Origin of the sequence: Belnapia moabensis DSM 16746, from assembly GCF_000745835.1 — a bacterium.
GTDB lineage: Bacteria > Pseudomonadota > Alphaproteobacteria > Acetobacterales > Acetobacteraceae > Belnapia > Belnapia moabensis.
In genome coordinates, this window is the sequence record NZ_JQKB01000059.1 from 1 (window position 1) to 19,283 (window position 19,283).

The 19,283-nt window shown below is 65.2% G+C and carries 14 protein-coding genes and 3 pseudogenes; 9 read left to right on the top strand and 8 right to left on the bottom strand.

Annotated features, from left to right (window positions below; translation table 11 throughout):
• The first annotated feature begins 334 nt into the window (after window positions 1-334).
• Together EP26_RS23280 and EP26_RS23285 are read left to right on the top strand one after the other, a co-directional pair.
• Window positions 335-1,189: a segregation and condensation protein A gene (locus tag EP26_RS23280; protein ID WP_052389563.1), complete on the top strand. Its 855-nt coding sequence runs from the start codon at window positions 335-337 to the stop codon at window positions 1,187-1,189.
• 563 nt (window positions 1,190-1,752) lie between these two features.
• On the top strand, window positions 1,753-4,524 hold the full coding sequence (locus tag EP26_RS23285; RefSeq protein ID WP_084112835.1) for a GAF domain-containing protein: 2,772 nt from the start codon (window positions 1,753-1,755) through the stop codon (window positions 4,522-4,524).
• 6 nt (window positions 4,525-4,530) lie between these two features.
• On the opposite strand, the gene EP26_RS23290 is transcribed toward EP26_RS23285, so the two are convergent.
• Window positions 4,531-5,712, bottom strand: coding sequence for an MFS transporter (locus EP26_RS23290; RefSeq protein WP_043342232.1), 1,182 nt, complete (start codon window positions 5,710-5,712; stop codon window positions 4,531-4,533).
• Between the two features lie 90 nt (window positions 5,713-5,802).
• Window positions 5,803-6,193, bottom strand: a pseudogene (locus EP26_RS33470) (transposase); the annotation flags it as partial.
• Between the two features lie 219 nt (window positions 6,194-6,412).
• On the opposite strand from EP26_RS33470, the gene EP26_RS37660 reads away from it, so the two are divergent.
• Window positions 6,413-7,315: a GNAT family N-acetyltransferase gene (locus EP26_RS37660; RefSeq protein ID WP_043342233.1), complete on the top strand. Its 903-nt coding sequence runs from the start codon at window positions 6,413-6,415 to the stop codon at window positions 7,313-7,315.
• Between the two features lie 15 nt (window positions 7,316-7,330).
• Here the strand turns inward: EP26_RS37660 and EP26_RS38675 are convergent.
• Window positions 7,331-7,885, bottom strand: a pseudogene (locus tag EP26_RS38675) (class I SAM-dependent methyltransferase); the annotation flags it as partial.
• Between the two features lie 95 nt (window positions 7,886-7,980).
• On the opposite strand from EP26_RS38675, the gene EP26_RS35175 reads away from it, so the two are divergent.
• Window positions 7,981-8,154: a hypothetical protein gene (locus EP26_RS35175; RefSeq protein ID WP_157033702.1), complete on the top strand. Its 174-nt coding sequence runs from the start codon at window positions 7,981-7,983 to the stop codon at window positions 8,152-8,154.
• 200 nt (window positions 8,155-8,354) lie between these two features.
• Window positions 8,355-9,977 (top strand): tetratricopeptide repeat protein, encoded by a 1,623-nt coding sequence (locus tag EP26_RS23305; RefSeq protein ID WP_052389564.1) that lies wholly within the window; start codon window positions 8,355-8,357, stop codon window positions 9,975-9,977.
• Between the two features lie 125 nt (window positions 9,978-10,102).
• Here the strand turns inward: EP26_RS23305 and EP26_RS23310 are convergent, their stop codons facing one another.
• Window positions 10,103-10,483 (bottom strand): hypothetical protein, encoded by a 381-nt coding sequence (locus EP26_RS23310; protein WP_245624488.1) that lies wholly within the window; start codon window positions 10,481-10,483, stop codon window positions 10,103-10,105.
• A 281-nt stretch (window positions 10,484-10,764) separates the two neighbouring features.
• On the opposite strand from EP26_RS23310, the gene EP26_RS23315 reads away from it, so the two are divergent.
• Window positions 10,765-11,655 (top strand): alpha/beta hydrolase, encoded by an 891-nt coding sequence (locus tag EP26_RS23315; RefSeq protein WP_043342235.1) that lies wholly within the window; start codon window positions 10,765-10,767, stop codon window positions 11,653-11,655.
• 14 nt (window positions 11,656-11,669) lie between these two features.
• Here EP26_RS23315 and EP26_RS33480 read toward each other — a convergent pair.
• From EP26_RS33480 to EP26_RS23335, 4 genes and pseudogenes are all read right to left on the bottom strand, one after another.
• Window positions 11,670-12,005, bottom strand: a pseudogene (locus EP26_RS33480) (SDR family oxidoreductase); the annotation flags it as partial.
• A 50-nt stretch (window positions 12,006-12,055) separates the two neighbouring features.
• Window positions 12,056-12,469, bottom strand: coding sequence for a hypothetical protein (locus tag EP26_RS23325; RefSeq protein WP_043342236.1), 414 nt, complete (start codon window positions 12,467-12,469; stop codon window positions 12,056-12,058).
• On the bottom strand, window positions 12,466-13,821 hold the full coding sequence (locus tag EP26_RS23330; RefSeq protein WP_084112841.1) for a recombinase family protein: 1,356 nt from the start codon (window positions 13,819-13,821) through the stop codon (window positions 12,466-12,468). The genes EP26_RS23325 and EP26_RS23330 overlap by 4 nt, the downstream gene beginning before the upstream one ends.
• Entirely contained in the window at window positions 13,818-14,321 is a 504-nt protein-coding gene (locus tag EP26_RS23335; RefSeq protein WP_084112843.1) for a DUF2924 domain-containing protein, read from the bottom strand. Before EP26_RS23335 ends, EP26_RS23330 begins: the two co-directional genes overlap by 4 nt.
• Before the next feature lie 1,360 nt (window positions 14,322-15,681).
• Here EP26_RS23335 and EP26_RS33485 point away from each other — a divergent pair.
• From EP26_RS33485 to EP26_RS23345, 3 genes are all read left to right on the top strand, one after another.
• Window positions 15,682-15,912, top strand: a complete 231-nt coding sequence (locus EP26_RS33485; protein WP_084112851.1) for a helix-turn-helix transcriptional regulator — start codon at window positions 15,682-15,684, stop codon at window positions 15,910-15,912.
• 196 nt (window positions 15,913-16,108) lie between these two features.
• The gene (locus EP26_RS35180) at window positions 16,109-17,698 is read left to right on the top strand and encodes a hypothetical protein (protein WP_157033703.1); all 1,590 of its coding nucleotides are present in this window, start codon (window positions 16,109-16,111) and stop codon (window positions 17,696-17,698) included.
• A gap of 181 nt (window positions 17,699-17,879) precedes the next feature.
• The gene (locus EP26_RS23345) at window positions 17,880-18,860 is read left to right on the top strand and encodes a Bug family tripartite tricarboxylate transporter substrate binding protein (protein WP_043342238.1); all 981 of its coding nucleotides are present in this window, start codon (window positions 17,880-17,882) and stop codon (window positions 18,858-18,860) included.
• Window positions 18,861-19,283 lie beyond the last annotated feature (423 nt).

Sequence of the window (19,283 nt, forward strand, 5' to 3'; positions counted from 1 at the left end):
CTGGTGGTTCGGCCCGCAGCCGCGCCAAGAGCTGGTCGAGACCTGGACCATCACGCGGGATGGCGAAGGCGTGGCCCGATGGGCGGAGATGCACATCGAGGCGGTCCTTGGAAACGTCGATGCCGACAAAGCTGTGCGCCGCAGTAGGAAGCTGGTCCATGACCCGTCCTTGCAAATGCGGGCTCGCAGCCGTTCGGCAGCGGCCCAGGCGACCGTTCGGGTTCCCGGATGGGACGACGGACGGCGCCCAGCTCAGAGACGGGCTCATTCACCCCAGGCGGTCTCGGGCTGCCGTCCGCCGTCAGCCTCGCCGGCTCACCACCGGGAGGCAACTGTGAGATACAAGGCGGACAGCGCCGAGGCCTTCCTCGACGCCGCACCGGCCGCGGTCGGTAACAGCGGCGCGCCGGCGCTGCGGCTCGGGGCCTATGAGGGTCCGCTCGACCTGCTGCTGGAGCTGGCGCGGGCGCAGCGGATGGACCTGGCGCAGATCTCGGTCGCCACCCTGGCCGAGCAGTTCGAAGCGGTGGTCGCGGTAGCGATCGAACAACGGGGGGTACCGCTCCCGCGGTTGGCGGACTGGCTGATCATGGCGGCCTGGCTGACGCTGCTGCGCTCGCGCCTGCTGCTGCCGGCCGCCGCGGCGGAGATCGTCGAGGCGGAGCGCGAGGCGCAGGATCTACGCCGGCGGCTGGCCGACCGGGAGTGGGCAAACCGTCTGGCGGATTGGCTCGAGCGGCGGCCACAGCTGGGGCGGCAGGTCTTTGCCCGCGGCGAGGCGGAGCCTGCTACAGCCACCATGGCCAGTGCACCACCGCCTGCGGACACGACAGAGCTGTTGCGGGCTTGCCTGCGGCTGCTGGTGCTGCCACACCGGGACCGGGTGTACCGGCCGCGGCCGCCGGCGTTGTGGCGGGTGCCGGATGCGCTGGAGCGGATGCGCGCTTTGCTGCCGACATTGGGGGAGGGGGCTGATTTCACTGCCTTCCTGCCGCCGCCGTCGGAGGAGCGAGCCAAGTCTCAGCTGCAACGACGGGCGGCGCTGGCGGCGACTCTGATGGCAGGGCTGGAGCTAGGCCGTAATGGGGTCGTACATCTTGATCAACCGCATGCTTTTGGAACGATCACCATCCGCGCCGAACGGCTGAGGGTGGGTCCTGGTACTGAACGTCCAAACCCAAACCGCTGATAGTGATCGAGACTTTTTTAAAACGTTCCGCCCGAGGTTGGGGCCAAGGGTTCGAATCTCTACTCCCGCTCCAGTCGGCTTCCACACAACCTGTCTCTCCTAACCGGACCACCGCGCTGAGGCGCAGGTTTGGCCTGGGTTTCTGCGGCAACCTTGATGGTGCAGCAGCGGAACAGAGCCGGGTTTTCTCTCCGAAATGCCGAAGACTCTCCGGACCTTGAGGGTAGGGCAATTTAACCCTCAAGCTTTACTGCGTTGAGAATGCAGGATCTTCGGACGGAGCATCGGCACCTTATTCAGCGTACCTATCGCTTGCCGGTCGAAGCTACTGATGAGATTGGCGTCTCCGCCCCCAAGCCCTTGCCCCTGATGGCGACGCCGATAGACCATCCGCGTCCACCCTGATCGGAGGCGGTCGCCAATCCTATGCCGCAGTAGGTTATCGCCGCACCGATCGCCTGGGCCAAGCGCGAGGAATGGCGCGGCACCCTGGCCGAGTTACTGGACCGCCACAGTGCTCAGGTCTGCTAAAGACCCATCACATCTAACCTCAGTGGGACCGGATGGATCGCCAGGACGACCCAGATGTTGCGTCATCGGATGATGCTCGGCGTCAGGCCCTTGTTGCCTCCTTCGGCAGCCGTGCTCTTGAGGAGGGACGTGATCTCGACGGGCTGCTCGCCGACGCCGCCGAGCATGCCGCACTAGGGCTATGTGTCAAACGGGCCAAGGTGCTGCAGTACCGTCCGGAGGCAGGCGACCTCCTCGTCCGCGCTGGTGTGGGCTGGGCCCCTGGGGTGGTTGGCCGCACGACGCTCTCGGCCGGCATGACTTCGCCACCAGGGCGAGCACTAAAGACCGGTGAAACCGTCTCGGTTGCCGATATAACCAGGGCCGAGGGCTTTGAGTATTCCGAGGTGCTGCGTCAGCACAGTATCGTCTCGCTGCTCAACGTACCAGTCCCGGCCGGCTCCGGTGCCTGGGGTGTACTGGAGGTGGACGCCGCGACGCCACGCTGCTTCGGTCACGAGCACGAGCACTTCCTGCGGTCCCTGGCTGGCTTACTCGGCGCCGCAATCCATCGGCTTCGGGTCGAGGCAGAGCTGCGCGAAAGTGAGGCGCGGCTGCGGGCCTTGGCCGACAATCTGCCCGCCGGCATGGTCTACCAGCTCGCCATGCAACGCGATGGCTCGGAGCGCCGCTTTGTCTACGTCTCGCGCGGCTGCGAGCGCCTGACCGGTGTTTCGGTCGAGGCGGCACTGGCCGACCCCGGGGCGCTCTACCAAACCATTGCCCCGGAGCACCGGGAGGAGTTGGCTGCCGCCGAGTGGGCAGCCATCGGTGATCTTGCGCACTTTGATCGCGAAGTGCCTTTCACTCGTGCCGACGGGCAAGCCCGCTGGGGCCGCATCGTTTCGGCCCCTCGCCGGATGCCGGACGGATCCCTAGTCTGGGACGGCCTGCTGGTCGACGTCACCGACCGGAGGGCGGCCATTGACGCATTACGCGACGAAGCACACCGCCTAGAGGTACTGAACCGCACGGGCGCATTACTGGCTGCTGAGCTCGACCTTGAGCGCATTGTCCAGGCGGTGACCGACGCCGCGACAGAGCTCTCGGGCGCCGCATTCGGCGCGTTCTTCTACAACACCACCAGCGAGCGCGGCGAGGCCCTCTCCCTCTACTCCCTCTCGGGCGCACCCCGCTCCGCCTTTGAGCGGTTCCCGATGCCGCGCGGCACTGCCGTCTTTGGACCAACCCTGGCCGGCGAGGGGATCGTCCGCTCGAGCGACATCCTGACGGACCCACGCTATGGCCAGAATGCGCCCCATCACGGCATGCCGGAGGGCCACCTTCCGGTTCGGAGCTACCTGGCGGTTCCCGTTTCATCTCGCTCTGGCGAAGTGCTGGGAGGGTTGTTTTTCGGACATCCTGAACCGGGGATCTTCAGTGAGCGCGCCGAGCACCTGGTCGTTGGTATCGCGTCGCAAGCAGCGGTGGCCATTGATAACGCCCGCCTGTACCAGGCTGCGCAGCGCGAGATCGCAGCGCGGGCAGCAGCCGAGGCGGATCTGCAGCGCCTCAACGAGACACTCGAGCGGCGGGTGGCGGAGGAGGTGGCGGAGCGGTTCAGGGCTGAGGAGGCGCTTCGCCAAGCACAGAAGATGGAGGCCATCGGCCAACTGACCGGTGGCCTAGCGCATGACTTCAACAACTTACTTCAAGGCGTGGTGGGCAGTCTGCACATGCTCCGCAGCCGAGCCGCGGCGGGCCGCACGGCTGATCTCGGCCGTTACGTTGACGCTGCCTTGACCTCGGCCGACCGGGCGGCTGCACTCACCCACCGCCTGCTCGCTTTCGCCCGGCGCCAGCCGCTCGATCCGAAGCCCGTCGATGTGAACCGCCTGGTGTCCTCTCTGGAAGATCTGGTGCGGCGCACCGCCGGGCCCGCCATCCGGGTCGAGGTGGTGCTAGCCGGCGGGCTCTGGCCGACACTGTGCGATCGGCACCAGCTTGAGAATGCGCTGCTGAACCTCTGCATCAATGCCCGCGATGCCATGCTGGAAGGTGGCATCCTCACGATCGAGACGGCGAACGCGCACCTCGATGACAGCTACGCGGCGGCGCAACGGGATGTTGAGCCAGGGCAGTACGTAGCGGTTTGCGTGACCGACACCGGCATGGGTATGCCGCCAGACGTGGTAGGGCGTGCTTTTGATCCGTTCTTCACGACCAAGCCGCTCGGCCAAGGGACCGGTCTCGGGCTCTCTATGGTTTACGGCTTTGTTCGGCAGTCGGGCGGTCATGTCCGGATCTACAGCGAGGAGGAACGCGGCACGACGGTGAAGCTGTACCTTCCTCGTCACCGCGGCCCAGCGGAGAGTGAAACAGAGCTGGAAGTACAGGCGCGGCAGCCATGTGCGGTGGCGGGGGAAACCGTACTGGTCGTGGAGGACGAGGCGGTGATACGCCTACTGGTCGTCGAGGTGCTGGAGGAACTGGGCTACACGCCACTCGAAGCTCCGGACGCAGCAGCGGGGCTGCGCATACTAGAGACGGATACCCGCATCGATCTGTTGGTCACTGATGTGGGTCTTCCCGGGGGCATGAACGGACGTCAACTCGCCGATGCAGCGCGCCGGATCCGACCCGAGTTGAAGGTGTTGTTCATGACCGGCTACGCCCAGAACGCCGCATTCGGTAATGGCGTACTCGAGCCGGGTATGGCGCTGGTGACGAAGCCCTTCGCGCTTGACACGCTTGCAGCCAAGATTTGCAGCATGATTGAGGATCAGTCGAGTAGAAAAGGACTTGCCTCGAGCAAAGATGTCTAGGGCCCGTTAGCGCCTGGGGCAGTCGGAGCGGTAACGGCGCTGGGCAACAATCTGGAACAGCCCGTAAAGTGGTAGTATTCCGCCGACGAGCATCGCCGTGAGGAGCAATGGCAGCTCCGCGCTACCCGTGAGATCCTGCAGCCAGCCCGCCGCGGGCGGCATAAAGCCGTGTCCGACGTAAAGCCAGGTGTAGAACAGCCCCATGCCGACTGCCCGGCTCTCCGGCCGCAGCGCTTGCGAGGGCATAGACATGATGACCCCGATGGGCAGGCCCATGAGCAGTCCTGCGCTGATGAGAGCGGGACCGGCAAACCCAATCGCCAAGGCCAGTGTGGCAAGGCAAGCGGCCCAGCCCAGGGCGCCGACAGCCATGAGCATAGCTGGCCGTCCCCAGGTCTGGGCGATGATCCCACCAACCGGGGCAGAGGCCGCGACCAGCCACGTTGCGACGCCAACGAGCAGGCCCGCCTGGGTGGGGTTGAGTCCTTCGCCCGCAAGAAAGGTCGGCGCGAAGCCGAACATCACTGCGAACGCGCCGTTGAAGATCCCCCATACCGCGCCCGCTAAGCAGACCAGCATCGCCTCTGGCGCAGAGATCACGCCACCCACCGTGGTGCCTATGCCGTCGTTTGGGTGCTTCGCATAGGCGAGGGTAAGAAGGAGCAACGCTGCGAGTGCAAGTGCCGCAGTGGCCGCGAGGGACGCGCCCCAGCCAGCAAGGCCAGCCAGCGTCCCTAGCGAGAGGGTGGCGAGCCCCACGCCGATTGGGAAGGAGTTCACAAAGACGGCCATGGCCAGCACGATCTCACGACGCCCGGCGAACCAGTCCGTCACCATCTTGGCCATGAGGACGTTCAGCAGCACGCCGCCCACTCCAGACAGCAATCGAGCTGCTGCGAGCGAGGCGAAGTCCGAGGCCCATGTCGTCGCAAGCCCGCCAGCGACCATCAGCAGCAGGCCGAAGCTGACCACGCGCTTGTCTCCGAAGTGTCGGCCGAGTGCCGCACCTGGTAAGGCCAAGGCTAGGCCTGGCAGAAAGTAGAGACCTATGAGCGTACCGAGATCGGCGTAGGTCAGGCCGAGCTGCATCACGAGGTCCGGGGAGACCGAAGCAATGGACTGGAACTGGAATCCCATGCTGGTGCGGGCGACCGTCAGCACGGTGAGCGCCTGCCAATGCGCTTGCATGCTTCGCCTCCCTGAGCGTTAGGCCTGATGCTGGCCCGAGCAGCACAGTGTGCCTAGCTCCGAATGGATAGCGCCAGCCAGTCCCGAAGATTACCGCCCGGGTGCGGCGGAGCGCCTCAGCCAGTCCAGAGCGGCGGCGAGGGAGAGGACGCCGAGGAAGGAGGCGGCGATTTTCTCGTATCTGGTGGCGACAACCCGCCACTCGTTCCGCCTCGCCCAAGGGCGCTCGATGCATTTGCGGTTGTTGTAGATCGGCTCCGGACAGGCGACCAGGGCCTCGTCGCGGCAGGTCGGAATGGCTGCTGTAGCCGCGATCGGCCACCACCCACATCGGCATGTAGGGCAGGCGGACCAACAGCGGGACGGCCTGCGGCAGTTCGTGCGCCTGGCCGTGTGCCAGTGCGAAGGCAACCGCCCGTCCCATGCTGTCGGTATTCACGCAGGCATTTGCCATACCGCCGCGCGAGTGGCCGAGCGCCTCACCAACCCTCTGCTCTATCGGAGCCGAGCACCGCCCACTGCTCGTCCATCAGCACGAGCGCCACCCTCCCGAAAGGTGGCAAAACGCCCGCAGGCACTCCCCGTTTGGGCGGACGGGCCCCCACCGGGTCGAGGGGCGGCACCGGGAGGTTTGCTTTCTCGCCATGACAATCGGCAGAATGTCGGTCCCGAGCAGATCTGCTTCGAGACGAGGTGAAGCATGCACATCACCTATCGTACCGCGAGGGCCGAAGACCTCGCACCCGCAACGAGGATCGTCCAGGACGCCTACAACGACCTGCGCGTGCGGCACGGCCTAACGCCCAGCATCGCGCTGGGCCCACCGCTGTTCCAAACCTTCTCGTTTGCCGAGCCCTCATCCAACCTTTGGGTGGCCGAGGCGGACGGCGCGCTGCAAGGGTTCGCCTTCGCCTGGATGCGGCAGCGGTTCTGGTTCCTCGCGCAGCTCTTCGTCCAGCCCGGCATGCAGTCAATGGGCATCGGACAGGCCCTGCTCTCCAGGATCATACGGCACGCGGAGGAGAACGGCGCCGAGAACCGGGCGCTGATCACCATGGCCTACAACACGGCCTCGACGGGGCTCTACATCCGCAACGGGCTGTATCCGCGCGAACCGCTGCTACGACTGGTCGCGCCCGCGCCGCTTGTGGCGGAGCGGATCGCCACCCCCGGCCTGGAAGCGGTTCCGATCGAGCCCTGGCCTGGCCCGCGAGAGTGGCTGGACGGGATCGACGAGGCGGTGCTGGGCTTCCGGCGGGAGTCGCACCACGCCTTCCAGCTCGGCGGCGTCGCGGCTCGCGCGCTGCGCTTAGAGCAGGCGGGGAGGCCGGTGGGCTACGCCTACGTCTCGGGAGCCGGCCATGTCGGCCCGCTCGCCGTCTCGCCGGGCGTGGAGGCGGTGGAGGCCCTGAAAGCGGCCGTGCGCGGCGCGCTGGAGGTGCAGCCGAAGCAGGTCTCGATGGTAGTTCCGGGCAAGGCCGACCGGATGCTGGACGTGGCATTTAGGCTCGGCTTCCAGATCGACGAGCCCTTCGTCCTGCTCTCCGCCCGGCCGTTCGGGGACTGGTCGCGCTACCTGCCGAGCAACCCGGGCTTCATGTGACCGCCGACGCCCGCCGGGGCGAAGCACGCGGCGGAACTCCGCGAGGCCCCGTGCGGGGTCGGGGAAGTACATCAGCCCCATGTTGCAGAGCACCGCATCGAAGCTCTCGTCCACGAGTGTGAGGCGCTGGCCGTCCTCGACGGAGAAGGAGACGTTCGGCAGGCCGCCCAGCCGCTCGCGCGCCCGTTCGACCATGGCGGGGGAGATGTCGGCCGCGACCACGTGGCCGGAAGGCCCGACCACTTTGGCCGCGGCCTCGGCGGCGATGCCGGTCCCAGTGGCGATTTCGAGAACGCGCATACCGGGCGCGAGGCGCGCGGTACGCAGCAGGGGCGGGATGAGTTGCCGGGTCATGTGCCCGACCGCGCGGTCATACCCGGCCGCGACGGACTCGTGGAACTGGAGTTCGGGCATCGGTCGTGTCCCTCCCGAGCGCGGCATCGCGCCGGAGGCAGGCCCTCGGCGGTCCGACTGCACGATCCAGGCTAGGCTGGGCGCCGCGGAACACGCGCACGCCTTTTCGCGAGCGATCTGAGGAAGTCTTGGGCGGTATCTTCCGTCAGGTGCCATCCACTAGTGGTCGACGGAGATCGCCAAATTGCTGCGTTCCGCGGCAGCGACTCGAACGGACAGCGGTCCATTCCGCCCCGAGCGAGGCGCGCGACTTGCCCAATCCGAATGGAAAGCTGCTTCAAAAGCAGACCTTGTATTTTTCCACTCCTCAAGCTGAGGCAAACGGAATCCAGACCTTTCCGAATGCAACAAGCGAGACCGGTTCTGATGGGCCGCAGCTGGAGCAGGTCTCGATTGCTATCCGCCAGGGCCGCCGCGCCGGATGAAGGGATCATCTGGAGCGGCAAAGGCTCAAGCGGCAGCGTCCGGCAGCCTCCCTTAGAACACCTTGATGGTTGCCGCACGAGACAAATGCATAGGGGTGGCTTGGGCGCCGTAGCTTTCACCTTGGTGCAGATGCAATGGGCTGTGTACGCTCCGGCGTTGGAGGCGCCCGCTCGAGGCTGCCCCAGCAAGGGAGGAAGCAATGCGGAACCACGCCAACCGCTGGGCGCTTGCCCTCGGCGTCGCGTTGTGCCCGGCGTTCGGCCAGGCGCAACAACACCACGACGGTCACACCCATGGCGGCACTCCCCCGGCGCCGGCCACGCTCGGCGAGGTGCATTTCCCGGTTAGCTGCACGCCGGAGGCGCAGGCTGCCTTCGACGCGGCAATGAAGCTGCAGCACTCCTTTTGGTACGAGGCCGCTCAGGAGGCCTTCCAGCGTGTGCGCGAGCGCGATCCGGGCTGCGTCATGTCCTATTGGGGAGAGGCCATGGCGCTGCTGGTCAACCCCTTTACTGTGACCACAGCAGCCAACCTGCGCCAGGGCCGGGCTGTGCTGGCAGAGGCGCGGCGCATCGGGGCGAAGAGTGAGCGCGAGACCAGCCTGATCGACGCCCTGTCAGAACTCTACGGCGATGAGAACCCAGCGACGCACCGTGCCCGCTTGGAGCGTTACGAGCATGCAATGGGACGGCTGCACGGACGCTTTCCGGACGACCCAGAGGTGGCAATTCACTACGCGCTTGCGCTCGCCATGGCCGCGTCGCCGACCGACAAGACATATACAAGGCAGCTCAAGGCCGCCGAGATCCTGGAGCGTGAGGCCGCTCGCCAACCGCAGCACCCAGGTGTAGTCCACTATCTCATCCACACTTACGACGTGCCGGCGCTAGCGCGGCGTGGCCTGCCCGCTGCCGAGCGCTACGCCGGCCTCGCCGCGGACGCGCCCCACGCCCTGCACATGCCCTCCCACATCTTTACTCGTGTCGGTCGATGGGAGGACTCGATCGAGACGAACCGGCGCTCGGCCGAGACAGCGCGGGCGCGACGGTCGCCGTTCGACGAGATCCACGCGCTCGACTACATGCTTTATGGCTATCTTCAGACCGGACAGCTGGAGGCGGCACGTCGCACGCTCGCGGAGCTGCCGCGCTTCGCCAGCTGGAACGCACCCGCACCGATCTTCGCTTGGGCACTCACGGTGATGCCGGCGCGCTACGCGTTGGAGCGGGGTGCCTGGGAGGAGGCGGCAGCCTTGGAAATGGGTCGGCAGACAGCGCCCCTCGTGGTTGCGAACACGTACTTCGCGCGCGCGGTGGGCACTGCCCGCACTGGACGTCCGGACGCCGCTGGCGGCGACATTGAAGCACTGAAGGCTGCTGCCACGGCGTTGCGCGACAGCGGCGATGCCTACTGGGCAGAGCAGACGGAGATCTTGCGTCTCGCTGCCGAGGGCTGGGTCGCTTTCGCCCGCGGTGGGCGCGAAGAGAGCCTAGCCCTGTTGCGCGAGGCGGCGGAACGAGAGAGCCGGACGGACAAGCATCCGGTGACGCCAGGGCCTCTCATGCCTGCCCGCGAGCAGCTCGGCGAAATACTGCTACTGGTGGACCGTCCCGCTGAGGCACAGCGCGAGTTCGAGGCGGTGCAAGAGACGGAGCCACGCCGTTTCCGCGCCGTCAATGGCGCTGCCCGAGCAGCGGAAATGGCGGGTAATGCTCAGGCAGCGCGCCGGCACTACGCCCACCTCCTCGAGATTGCGGCGCGTGCGGAAGATGGCGCGCGACCGGAGCTTGCAACTGCGCGCGCGTACATCGCCAAGCAGTGAGTGCGTGATGCGGGGAACCAAGGCGAGGTTCCCTCGACCTCTGCGACCATATGAATATAAGCTGGGCGGCGCCAAATCTCGACTACGGCGCCGCCGTTCGGGCGAGTTCGGGCCCGCTGTCAGCATCAGGTGCGTGCCAACATGCCACAGGCAGCCTGCGCAAGTGTGGCAGGTTGTAGCTGCCACTCACTTGGAAACGGCTCCAGCAGCCCTGGCAACCTGACCTCCACTGAATGCCGCCCGTCCACATTTGCCTCAACTATGTCAGGCGCCAGCAGCGTAAGCCGTAGCAGTGTCCCAAGATACCCTCGCTCAATGCGCTCCGCCTCCGTCATCTCGCTGGTTGAGGCATACCGCCCTTCATCCAGCAGCCGCTGGTACCGGAACGCCCTGGGCAGCGCCTTCACCAGTGCCGGATCAGCGCGCGTGGCCACCGCCGGCGCTTCGTCCTGCACCGACGTCACCACCGTCTTCCGCCCCGGCTGGCGCCGAATGGCCAGCGGCACCCGGACTGTGATCCTGGTATCCTTGGTTGCATCGCCCTCAGCGCCTCCAGGCGAACCGACGACCGGTCGGCCGTCCTTTTCGCCAACTGCCTCTCTCGACCATGCGAGGCTGCCGCTAAGGGCGGCTTCATGCAGACATTCGCACAGGTCTTTTGCAGGCAGGGAGTAGCCCCTAACGGTGCCCCTCAGGTAACGACGTTGCGTTCCACCTTCTTGGAACGCTTGCATCTACGAAGCCGGAGGGAGTGGAATGCTGCATTGAGAGGCGCGGGGAGGACTCAATGCGGCGGGACATCGCCTTCAACGCGGAGGGGACTACCCTCCGCGGCTGGCTCTATCTTCCCGACAATGCCGGACAACACCCGACGATTGTGATGGCGCACGGCTTCACAGGGGTGAAAGAGCAGTACCTCGACCGCTACGCCGAGGTCTTTGCCGCAGCTGGCTTGGCCGCGCTCGTCTTTGACAATCGCGGATTTGGCGCCAGCGGCGGCGAGCCGCGCCAGGAGACCGATCCATTCCAGCAGGTCCGCGACTACCGGCATGCCATCACCTACGCCCGGACCCTTCCTGAGCTGGATGAAAACCGCGTCGGTGCATGGGGCACCAGCTACAGTGGAGGGCACGTCCTCATGCTCGGCGCGATTGACCGGCGCGTGCGGTGTGTGGTGTCGCAGGTGCCGCTAATCTCCGGGCCCATCGGAGCGAGCCGCCGCGCACGCGCCGACCTTTTGCCCGCCCTGCTTGCACGCTTCGATGCCGACCGTGATGCACGCTTCGCTGGACACCCATCAGCGGTGATCCCCGTAGTGGCGGAGGATGCCGCCGCGGCTTGTGCCATGCCCGGCACCGAGCCCTGGGCGTTCTTCAGTGCCACCCAAGAACGTGCCCCGGCTTGGCGCAACGAGGTGACGCTGCGCAGCGCAGAGATGCTACGCGAGTACGAGCCGGGCACCTGGATAACGCGGATCAGCCCGACGCCGCTGCTCATGATTGTTGCCACGCACGACACGCTGACTCCGACCGACCTGGCGCTCGACGCCTATAACCGCGCGCTGGAGCCAAAGTCGCTGGTGCTGATCCAGGGTGGGCACTTTGAGCCGTACACCGGAGCCGGCTTCCAGGAGTCGAGCGCCGTCGCGCGCGACTGGTTCGCACGGCACCTGCTCTGAGCCTGACGCCCGGCCTACTGCGCTGTGTACCCGCCGTCGATCACGAGTTCGGCGCTGGTGACGAATGTCGCCTCGTCTAATGCGAGATAGAGGATCCCGAAGGCGATGTCGTCCGGCTCACCCAAATGGCCGACTGGGTGCAGCGCTTCGATTCGGCGGCGCGCCTCCGCCGGCTCCGCACCGCCAGCGAACAGCCCCTCAGCCATTGGCGTCCCAACCCAGCCTGGGTGGACGGAGTTCACTCGGATCCCGAGCCCCTCGCGCGCGCAGCGGAGTGCGGCCGATTTGGTGAGGCGCCGTACCCCGCCCTTCGAGGCGGAGTAGGCCGCGGCGAGGGGGCTGCGCAGCAACAACCAGCGCGAACCAGCTCGAACGGAAGTCTGATTTCGGTTGAGGGCCGTCAATCAAGGCCGAAGCGGGAGGGGGCCACGCCAGCCGCGAGCGCGCTGGGCTGTGCTGACCAATCCATCGGGAACGGCTCGAGGAGCCGCGGAAGGTCCAGGCTCTCTGGCGGCCGCCCATTGAGGATTGCCTCGACAATCCCCGGCGCCAGCAGTGTCAGCCGCAGCAGCGTGCCTAGATAGCCACGCTCAATCCGCTCCGCCTCCGCCATCTCGCTGATCGAGGCGTACCGTCCCTCATCCAGCAGCCGTTGATACCGGAACGCCCGCGCCAGTGCCTTCACCAACGCTGGGTCCGTCCGCGTAGCGACAGCCGGTACACCCTGCTGCATTGGCGTCACGACTGTCTTCCGCCCAGACCGCCGACGGATGGCGAGCGGCACCCGGACCGTGATGCTGGCCGCCACGCTCATACCGCCACGCGCTCCGCACCAGGAACCAGCACGCCAAGATCCCTGACTAAGCTCGCCAGCCCCTCGACCCGCAGCCGAATGTCAGCGCCACCCGGTCCGACCACGACCCGCTGCACCAGCGTCCGCACAATCCGCGCCTGCTCAGCCGGGAACAGCTCACCCCAGAGTGGGTCCAGCCGCTCCAGCACATCCCTCACCTCCATCTCGGTCAGGTCCGGCGCTTCGGCCCTCGCTGCCAGCCAAGTGCCAACGATGATCTCGGGCTGCCGCAGGAGCGCCCGGACCTGGTTCACCACCGCCGCCTCGATCTGGGCAGCCGAGACCCGACGCACGATGCCATCGTCCTCGACCGCATCGCCCTTCAGCACCCGCTGGGCCACGTAGTAGCGGTACAGGCGCCCATTCTTCCTGGCGTGGGTCGGTGACAGCGCCCGGCCATCGGTGCCGAAGATCAAGCCCTTCAGCAGCGCCGGCGCATGTTGCCGGTTCTGGGCGGCTCGGGCCCTTGGGCTAACCTGCAGCGTGGCGTGGGCCTTGTCCCATAGCGTCCGCGGCACGATCGCCTCATGCTCGCCAGGGTAGACCTGCCCCTTATGCGTGACCTCGCCGATGTAGGTCCTGAGGTTGAGCAGCTTGTAGATATCGCCCTTATCAAGCGGCCGGCCCGACCTGCTTGTCACACCTTCCGCCTGGAGCCGCTTGGCAGTCTCCGTGCCGGAGCCCGTCTCGACGAAGAGCTCGAACACCCGCCGCACCCGCGCCGCCTCGACCTCATTCGCCAGCAGCTTGCGATTCCGCACATCGTAGCCGATCGGCACCTTGCCCCCCATCCACATGCCGCGAGCACGCGAGGCGGCGAACTTGTCCCGGATCCGCTCGCCGATCACCTCACGCTCGAACTGCGCGAAGCTGAGGAGGATGTTGAGCGTCAGCCGGCCCATGCTGGTCGTGGTGTTGAAGCTCTGGGTGACCGAGACGAAGGTGACGCCGTGCGCTTCCATGGTCTCGACCAGCTTGGCAAAGTCCATCAGCGAACGGCTGAGGCGGTCGATCTTGTAGACGACGATGACGTCGACCCGACCTTGCTCGATATCGGCCAGCAACCGCCGCAGCGCCGGCCGCTCCAGAGTGCCGCCAGAGAAGCCGCCATCGTCGTACCGGTCGCGGACCAGCACCCAGCCCTCGGCACGCTGAGAGGCGACGTAGGCCTCGCAGGCGTCGCGCTGGGCGTCGAGGGTGTTGAACTCGCGGTCCAGGCCCTCGTCGGTGCTCTTGCGGGTGTAGACGGCGCAGCGGAGCTTCTTGACCGACGCCGGCATGACGCTGTCGGTTAGCAGCTTGCGTCGGCTCATGCGCTTGGCCTCCCTTTCAGCCCGAAGAAGGTCCAGCCGTTCCAGCGCGTGCCGGTGATGTGCCGGGCGATGGCGGAGAGGGACCGGTAAGGCCGTCCCTCGTACTCGAAGTCGTCAGCCCGAACCGTCACCACGTGCTGGACGCCATCGTACTCCCGGACCAGCCGCGTCCCGGGCAGGGGCCGGCTGTCGGCCCGGATACGGCGGAGGACGACATTGCCACCGTCCAGCTGCTCGCCCAGCGCCTCAAGGCGCGTCCGGGTCTCGGGCTTCAAGCCGCCGAAGGCCAGCTCCTGGATGCGGTAGGCCAGCCGGCTCTGGATGTAGGTGCGGCTGAAGGGCGGCGGCTCCTTGCCGAACAAATCGCGCCACTGTTTCTTGAGATCGGCGATGGGCGCGGCCTGCAGGGCGGCCAGGCGGCCCAGGACGTCCGCCGGCGGGATGGTGGCGATGGTAGGCGCCGGCGCCTGTGGGGCCTGCTGTTTGGCTATGCGGGGCATGCGGGTCTCCGGTTGTTCCGGTTCGCATACATGCTCTGGTCGGCTCGGAAGTGTAGCGAACTCTCTCCCTGGTCGCCGGCCTGTGCGGCGTCTAGGTCGATATCCTCGACGGTGCGGCGCCGGAGCCGCAACAAGCCGACTCCAAGGAGGGCGCTGACCTCGCGAAGGTGAGGCGGGAGCTGGGGAGCTTGGGGCGTGGAGATCATGGTTCGCCTGCCAAGCTGGTACCGCGTGAATGAAAGGTACAGCGAATACAGGCCTTTAGAGAAGGCTTGGCGGTACTTAGGAAGTTGCGCGTAGGACACAGTAGCGGAGCGAGCGACGGGCAAGCACTCTTAAATCCATCTCACGGATTTGCTGAGATGGAATGGAGTGGAAACTCGCATTCCGATTCGGAATCGAAAGTGATTTTGAGATGAGCATCGGATTTCCCCAAGCAGAAGCTTCGAACACGCCTCAGCTGCCGATGCCACCTTCGGCTGGCTGGACTCCAATGGAGATGCTTGAAGCCTATTACCCAGAAGAGATGCGGCTGTGGAGGGAAGCTGGTCCAGAGTTCGACGATTCGCTAGACATTCCTTGGTACGAACAACTCGGTCGCACGCGCGCAAGAGACGTTTGGTTACTGAGATTATTTTGTAGTTTAATTTCCCAGCGTGACGATCTCATCGTTACTGGGAACAATCTGGAGTTGAGGCTGTATGCCTCTCGCAGCACTCTCCCGAGACAGTTGTTCGTTACCGCCTACAATTCTGACGGCACTGAACGAGACACTAAAAATGGCAGAGACCTTTTATTTAAATTCGACATCCTCGCGGAGACCGTCACGGTTCTATACTGGACAGGAACAGAGAAGAAATCTCGGCAATCCGGGGGCATGCGGCTTGTTGCGCTTTGGATTGAGTCAGCAGCTCCTGAAGATGGTCGGACAAACTTATTGTTGCCATCCAATCGAGAGGCCTCGCCTGCGGCGGTTAAAGCAAAATCCAGGGCGCGGGTGAAAGACGCTGAGATAGAGCGATGGCTACGGGACCGTGTCGAGACTCGGCCGGTCGGATTGCCGCCCCCGACGGGACCTGAGTGTTTGGATGACGCAAAGGATCACTTCGGATGCGCGATTGGACGCGATCGATTCTACGATATCCGAAACCGCATTGTTCCCGAACCTTGGCGGAGACCTGGGCCGCGTCGTTAGGAGAATTGTAGGAGGATATCTTGCAAACCTCTGACTACTCACCCGAATTTTTCGGACTAATCATTCTGGTCGGAGGTTTCACGGAGGTTTCGCAAAGCGCATTGGAGCAGCATAAAGACGAGGTCGCCCGGCGCATCCCGCGCCGCTCCGCAATAGGGCGACATGATGAATCAGCAGGTACGACAGCACCCGCGCGACCCAAGCAGGCTCGCGTCTGAGACAGTTCGCCATCTCACCCAGGCCGAGCTTGCTCGCCGCTGGCGCGGCAGCCATCGCACACTAGAGCGCTACCGCTACGAAAATAAGGGGCCGCCATACCTCAAGATCGGCGGCCGCGTGCTCTACCGTCTTGAGGACATTGAGGCGTTCGAGGCAGCGCAGCGGAGGTCCGCATGAAGGACGCCGCATCCGCCGCCGCCATGAGCGACCCGCGGCGGAACCCATCCTTTCGGCGACGCTGGCGAGAGCAGTCAGATTACCCGACGTCCTCAGAGACCCCAACCCCAACCCCCGAAATGGCGCTGGAAGACACCGGCCGCGCCTTGCGGGAGCAGTGGCGCCGAGAGCGGGCCAAGCGTGAGGGGGTGTCGTCATGAACGCGGCCACTCAGACAGACCATGAGGCACCACGGCCGTGCATTTGCATCGAGCCGGGTCAGCTACTTGGCATGGTGAATGAAGCAGAGCAGGCACTGCTCGAAAGCGGCCTCGGACTATACCAGCGTGGGGCGCACATAGTCCGCCCCGGCACGGTTCTGGTCACCATCGCAAGTGGCCAGGAGGTTGCTGCACAACGCATTCTCGAGGTGGGCGAACATGCCTTAGTCGAAGCAATGACTGCCGCGGCCAAATGGGAACGCTATGACGCACGAAGACGTAAGATAATTACTGCCGACGCGCCCATGCAGGTCGCCAGAACTTACCTGCAGCGCGTTGGGCGATGGCGATTGCCGGTTCTAGCCGGCATCATCAACGCGCCGACTCTAAGACCGGATGGCAGCATCCTCTCAACCCCCGGCTACGATCGTGCAACGGGATTACTTCTTGATGCCGGCGCGACGGTATTCCCCCCTGTTCCTGATCAACCTACCAAGGCCGAAGCTGCTGCTGCATTGCAGGTGCTTGTGGAGCTAATTGCCAGCTTTCCCTTCGTCGATGCGCCGAGCCATGCAGTCGCTCTCTCAGCCATCCTGACGGCATGTGTGAGATCGTCGCTACCGACAGCGCCAATGCATGCCTTCTCTGCTCCGGCAGCTGGGTCCGGCAAATCGAAACTGGTCGACTCATTCAGTATTATCGCCACCGGCTACGGAGCCGGAGTTATTTCTCAGGGCAGGACTGAAGAGGAGTTGGAGAAGCGTCTCGGCGCTCACCTGCTGGCTGGTGATCCCGTGATTGCCATCGACAACTGTGAAGCTCCGCTTGCTGGTGAGTTTCTCTGCTGTGCGCTGACGCAGCCTGTCGTACGTGCGCGCATTCTGGGCAGGTCTGAAGTACCAGAGCTGCCGACCAATGCGTTTGTAACCGCGACCGGCAACAACCTTGTCCTCGTGGGCGACCTTACACGGCGAGCAGTGCTATGCCGCCTTGATCCTAAGGTCGAGCGTCCAGAGCTCCGTGAATTCCTGAGCGATCCGATCGAGATCGTCAAAGCTGATCGTGGGCGCTATCTGGTGGCTGCGCTCACCATTCTACGAGCCTATCACGTCGCAGGCCGGCCGAAGCGCCCTGTTCCATTGGGTTCCTATCAGATCTGGAATGATTGGGTCCGTGCTGCGCTGCTTTGGTTGGGAGAGGCCGATCCGGTGGCGACGATGGAAGGAGTGCGTGAAAGTGATCCCAAGCTGGATGCGCTGCTTGCTGTGCTGGAGCAATGGGAGGAGGTCCTCGGCGGTGACATAGTTTCTGTCCGAAATGTTATTGATAAGGCGACAGAGCAAGTCACTGGACTTGGCTTCTATCCAAAGATGGAGTTCCGCCGTCCCGACTTCCGGGAAGCGTTACTGGCTGTCGCCGGCGAGGGCGGTGCTGTTAACAGCAAGAGGCTTGGCAAATGGCTGGCAGGCAACCAGGGCAGGGTTGCGCAAGGTCGCCGGCTCATCCGTGCCGGCATGAGTGGCGGCATCGCGCGTTGGCAGATGCAAGTCGTCACAGAGGCGCCGGCGGGTGATGGGGCTGACTAAGTTTCTATAAGCTCGGCGTCCATCGAGCAGAGCTCCTGGCGGGGGTAGGGGGCTTCCCACCCTCGCTTGCCGGCGGAGCACTGTGCGTAGCCAGTATGTCGCAGGGACCAGTTCCTGCGCCACCGTTTCAATTCCTAGCGGCCTGTTTTTTGATGGCCGCAGAACTGGGAGGGAAACGGACATGAACACCACTGTCGCGGCAACGCGCCGCGCGATGCTCGCCTTGCCGAGCGTGGTCGTCGCCACTGCCAGTCGAGCCCAGACATCCTGGCCCGACCGCCCGGTGCGGATGCTGATCGGCTACCCGCCCGGCGGACCTACCGACTTCATCGGCCGGCTCGCCGCCACGGGTTTGCAGACGGCCTGGGGGCAGACCGTGGTGGTGGAAAACCGCGCCGGGGCCTCGTCCTCCGTTGCAGCGGAAGTGGTGTCGCGGGCCGCACCAGACGGGCTGACCCTGTTCTTCGCGTCGAACGCCGTTGTGCTGAACGCGGCGATCCATCCGAGCATGCCGTATGCGCTGCCCGACAGCTTCGCTCCTGTTGGAACCTTCTGCACCGCGCCGAACGTCTTCTGGTGTGCGGCGAACCAACCGTGGCGCGACCTGGAGGCGGTGGCCGCCGCGGCCCGCGCTCAGCCCGGTACCCTGGCCTATGGCACCACCGGCGTCGGCGGCACCGGGCATTTTGGCGGGGAGACGGTATGCCGGGCGCTCGGCATCTCCCTGACCCATGTGCCCTATCGCGGCACTGCGCCGTTGATGCAGGACGTGCTTGGCGGTCGTGTGCCGCTCCTGGCCCATGGGATGGCGGGCGCGGTTGGTCCGTATCAAGCAGGGCAGATCCGGCCGCTTGCCATTCTTGGCCCGAAGCGTGCGCCAGAACTGCCCGAGGTGCCGACCATGGCGGAGCTTGGCCGCCCCGTGCCTGATAGCGGCCTGTGGTTCGGCATCATGGCGCCGGTCGGAACATCGCCCGCCCTTGTGACGCGCATGGCAGACGACCTTAAGGCGCTCGCCGCGACGGCTGATACCCGCACGAAGCTCGCCACCCAGGCCGCGGTACCGGACTTCATTGGCCCGCAGGAGTTTACGGCGCGTATCCGCACAGAGCTGGCGACCTGGCAAGGGATCGCGCGGAGTGTAGGGATCAAGCCGGACTAACGGCTCCTCAAGGCCTTTAGCGAGCACGGCCGGCGCCGCTGCAGCGATGCATCCTCGGTCAGCGTCGCACGCACGCACGCGCGGCGAACTGGGACGTTGCCCTTGTCCTCTGTGTGGTTGCCTTTTGCTCCAAGCGTGGCTGCTTCTCCTTCTGCCTGAGCGATGACGGTGATTACGAACCACAGTCGCCGAGCCTCTCGTCTACAGATCCGAGGGCACAGGTGGTTTGGTGGTTTAGGTGGTTTGATTCCGGTACCCCGTGTGGAAATGTCACAGTGAGAATTGTTGTTGTGTATCGGATATGATGTGACGTTTTTAGAGAGGGTGTCGGATTAAACCCACCAAACCACCCAAACCACCTTGGAGAGCGCGCGACCCACGCCGGCTGGTTCGGCCGCGACCGCAGCCTCACTGCCGCATGGC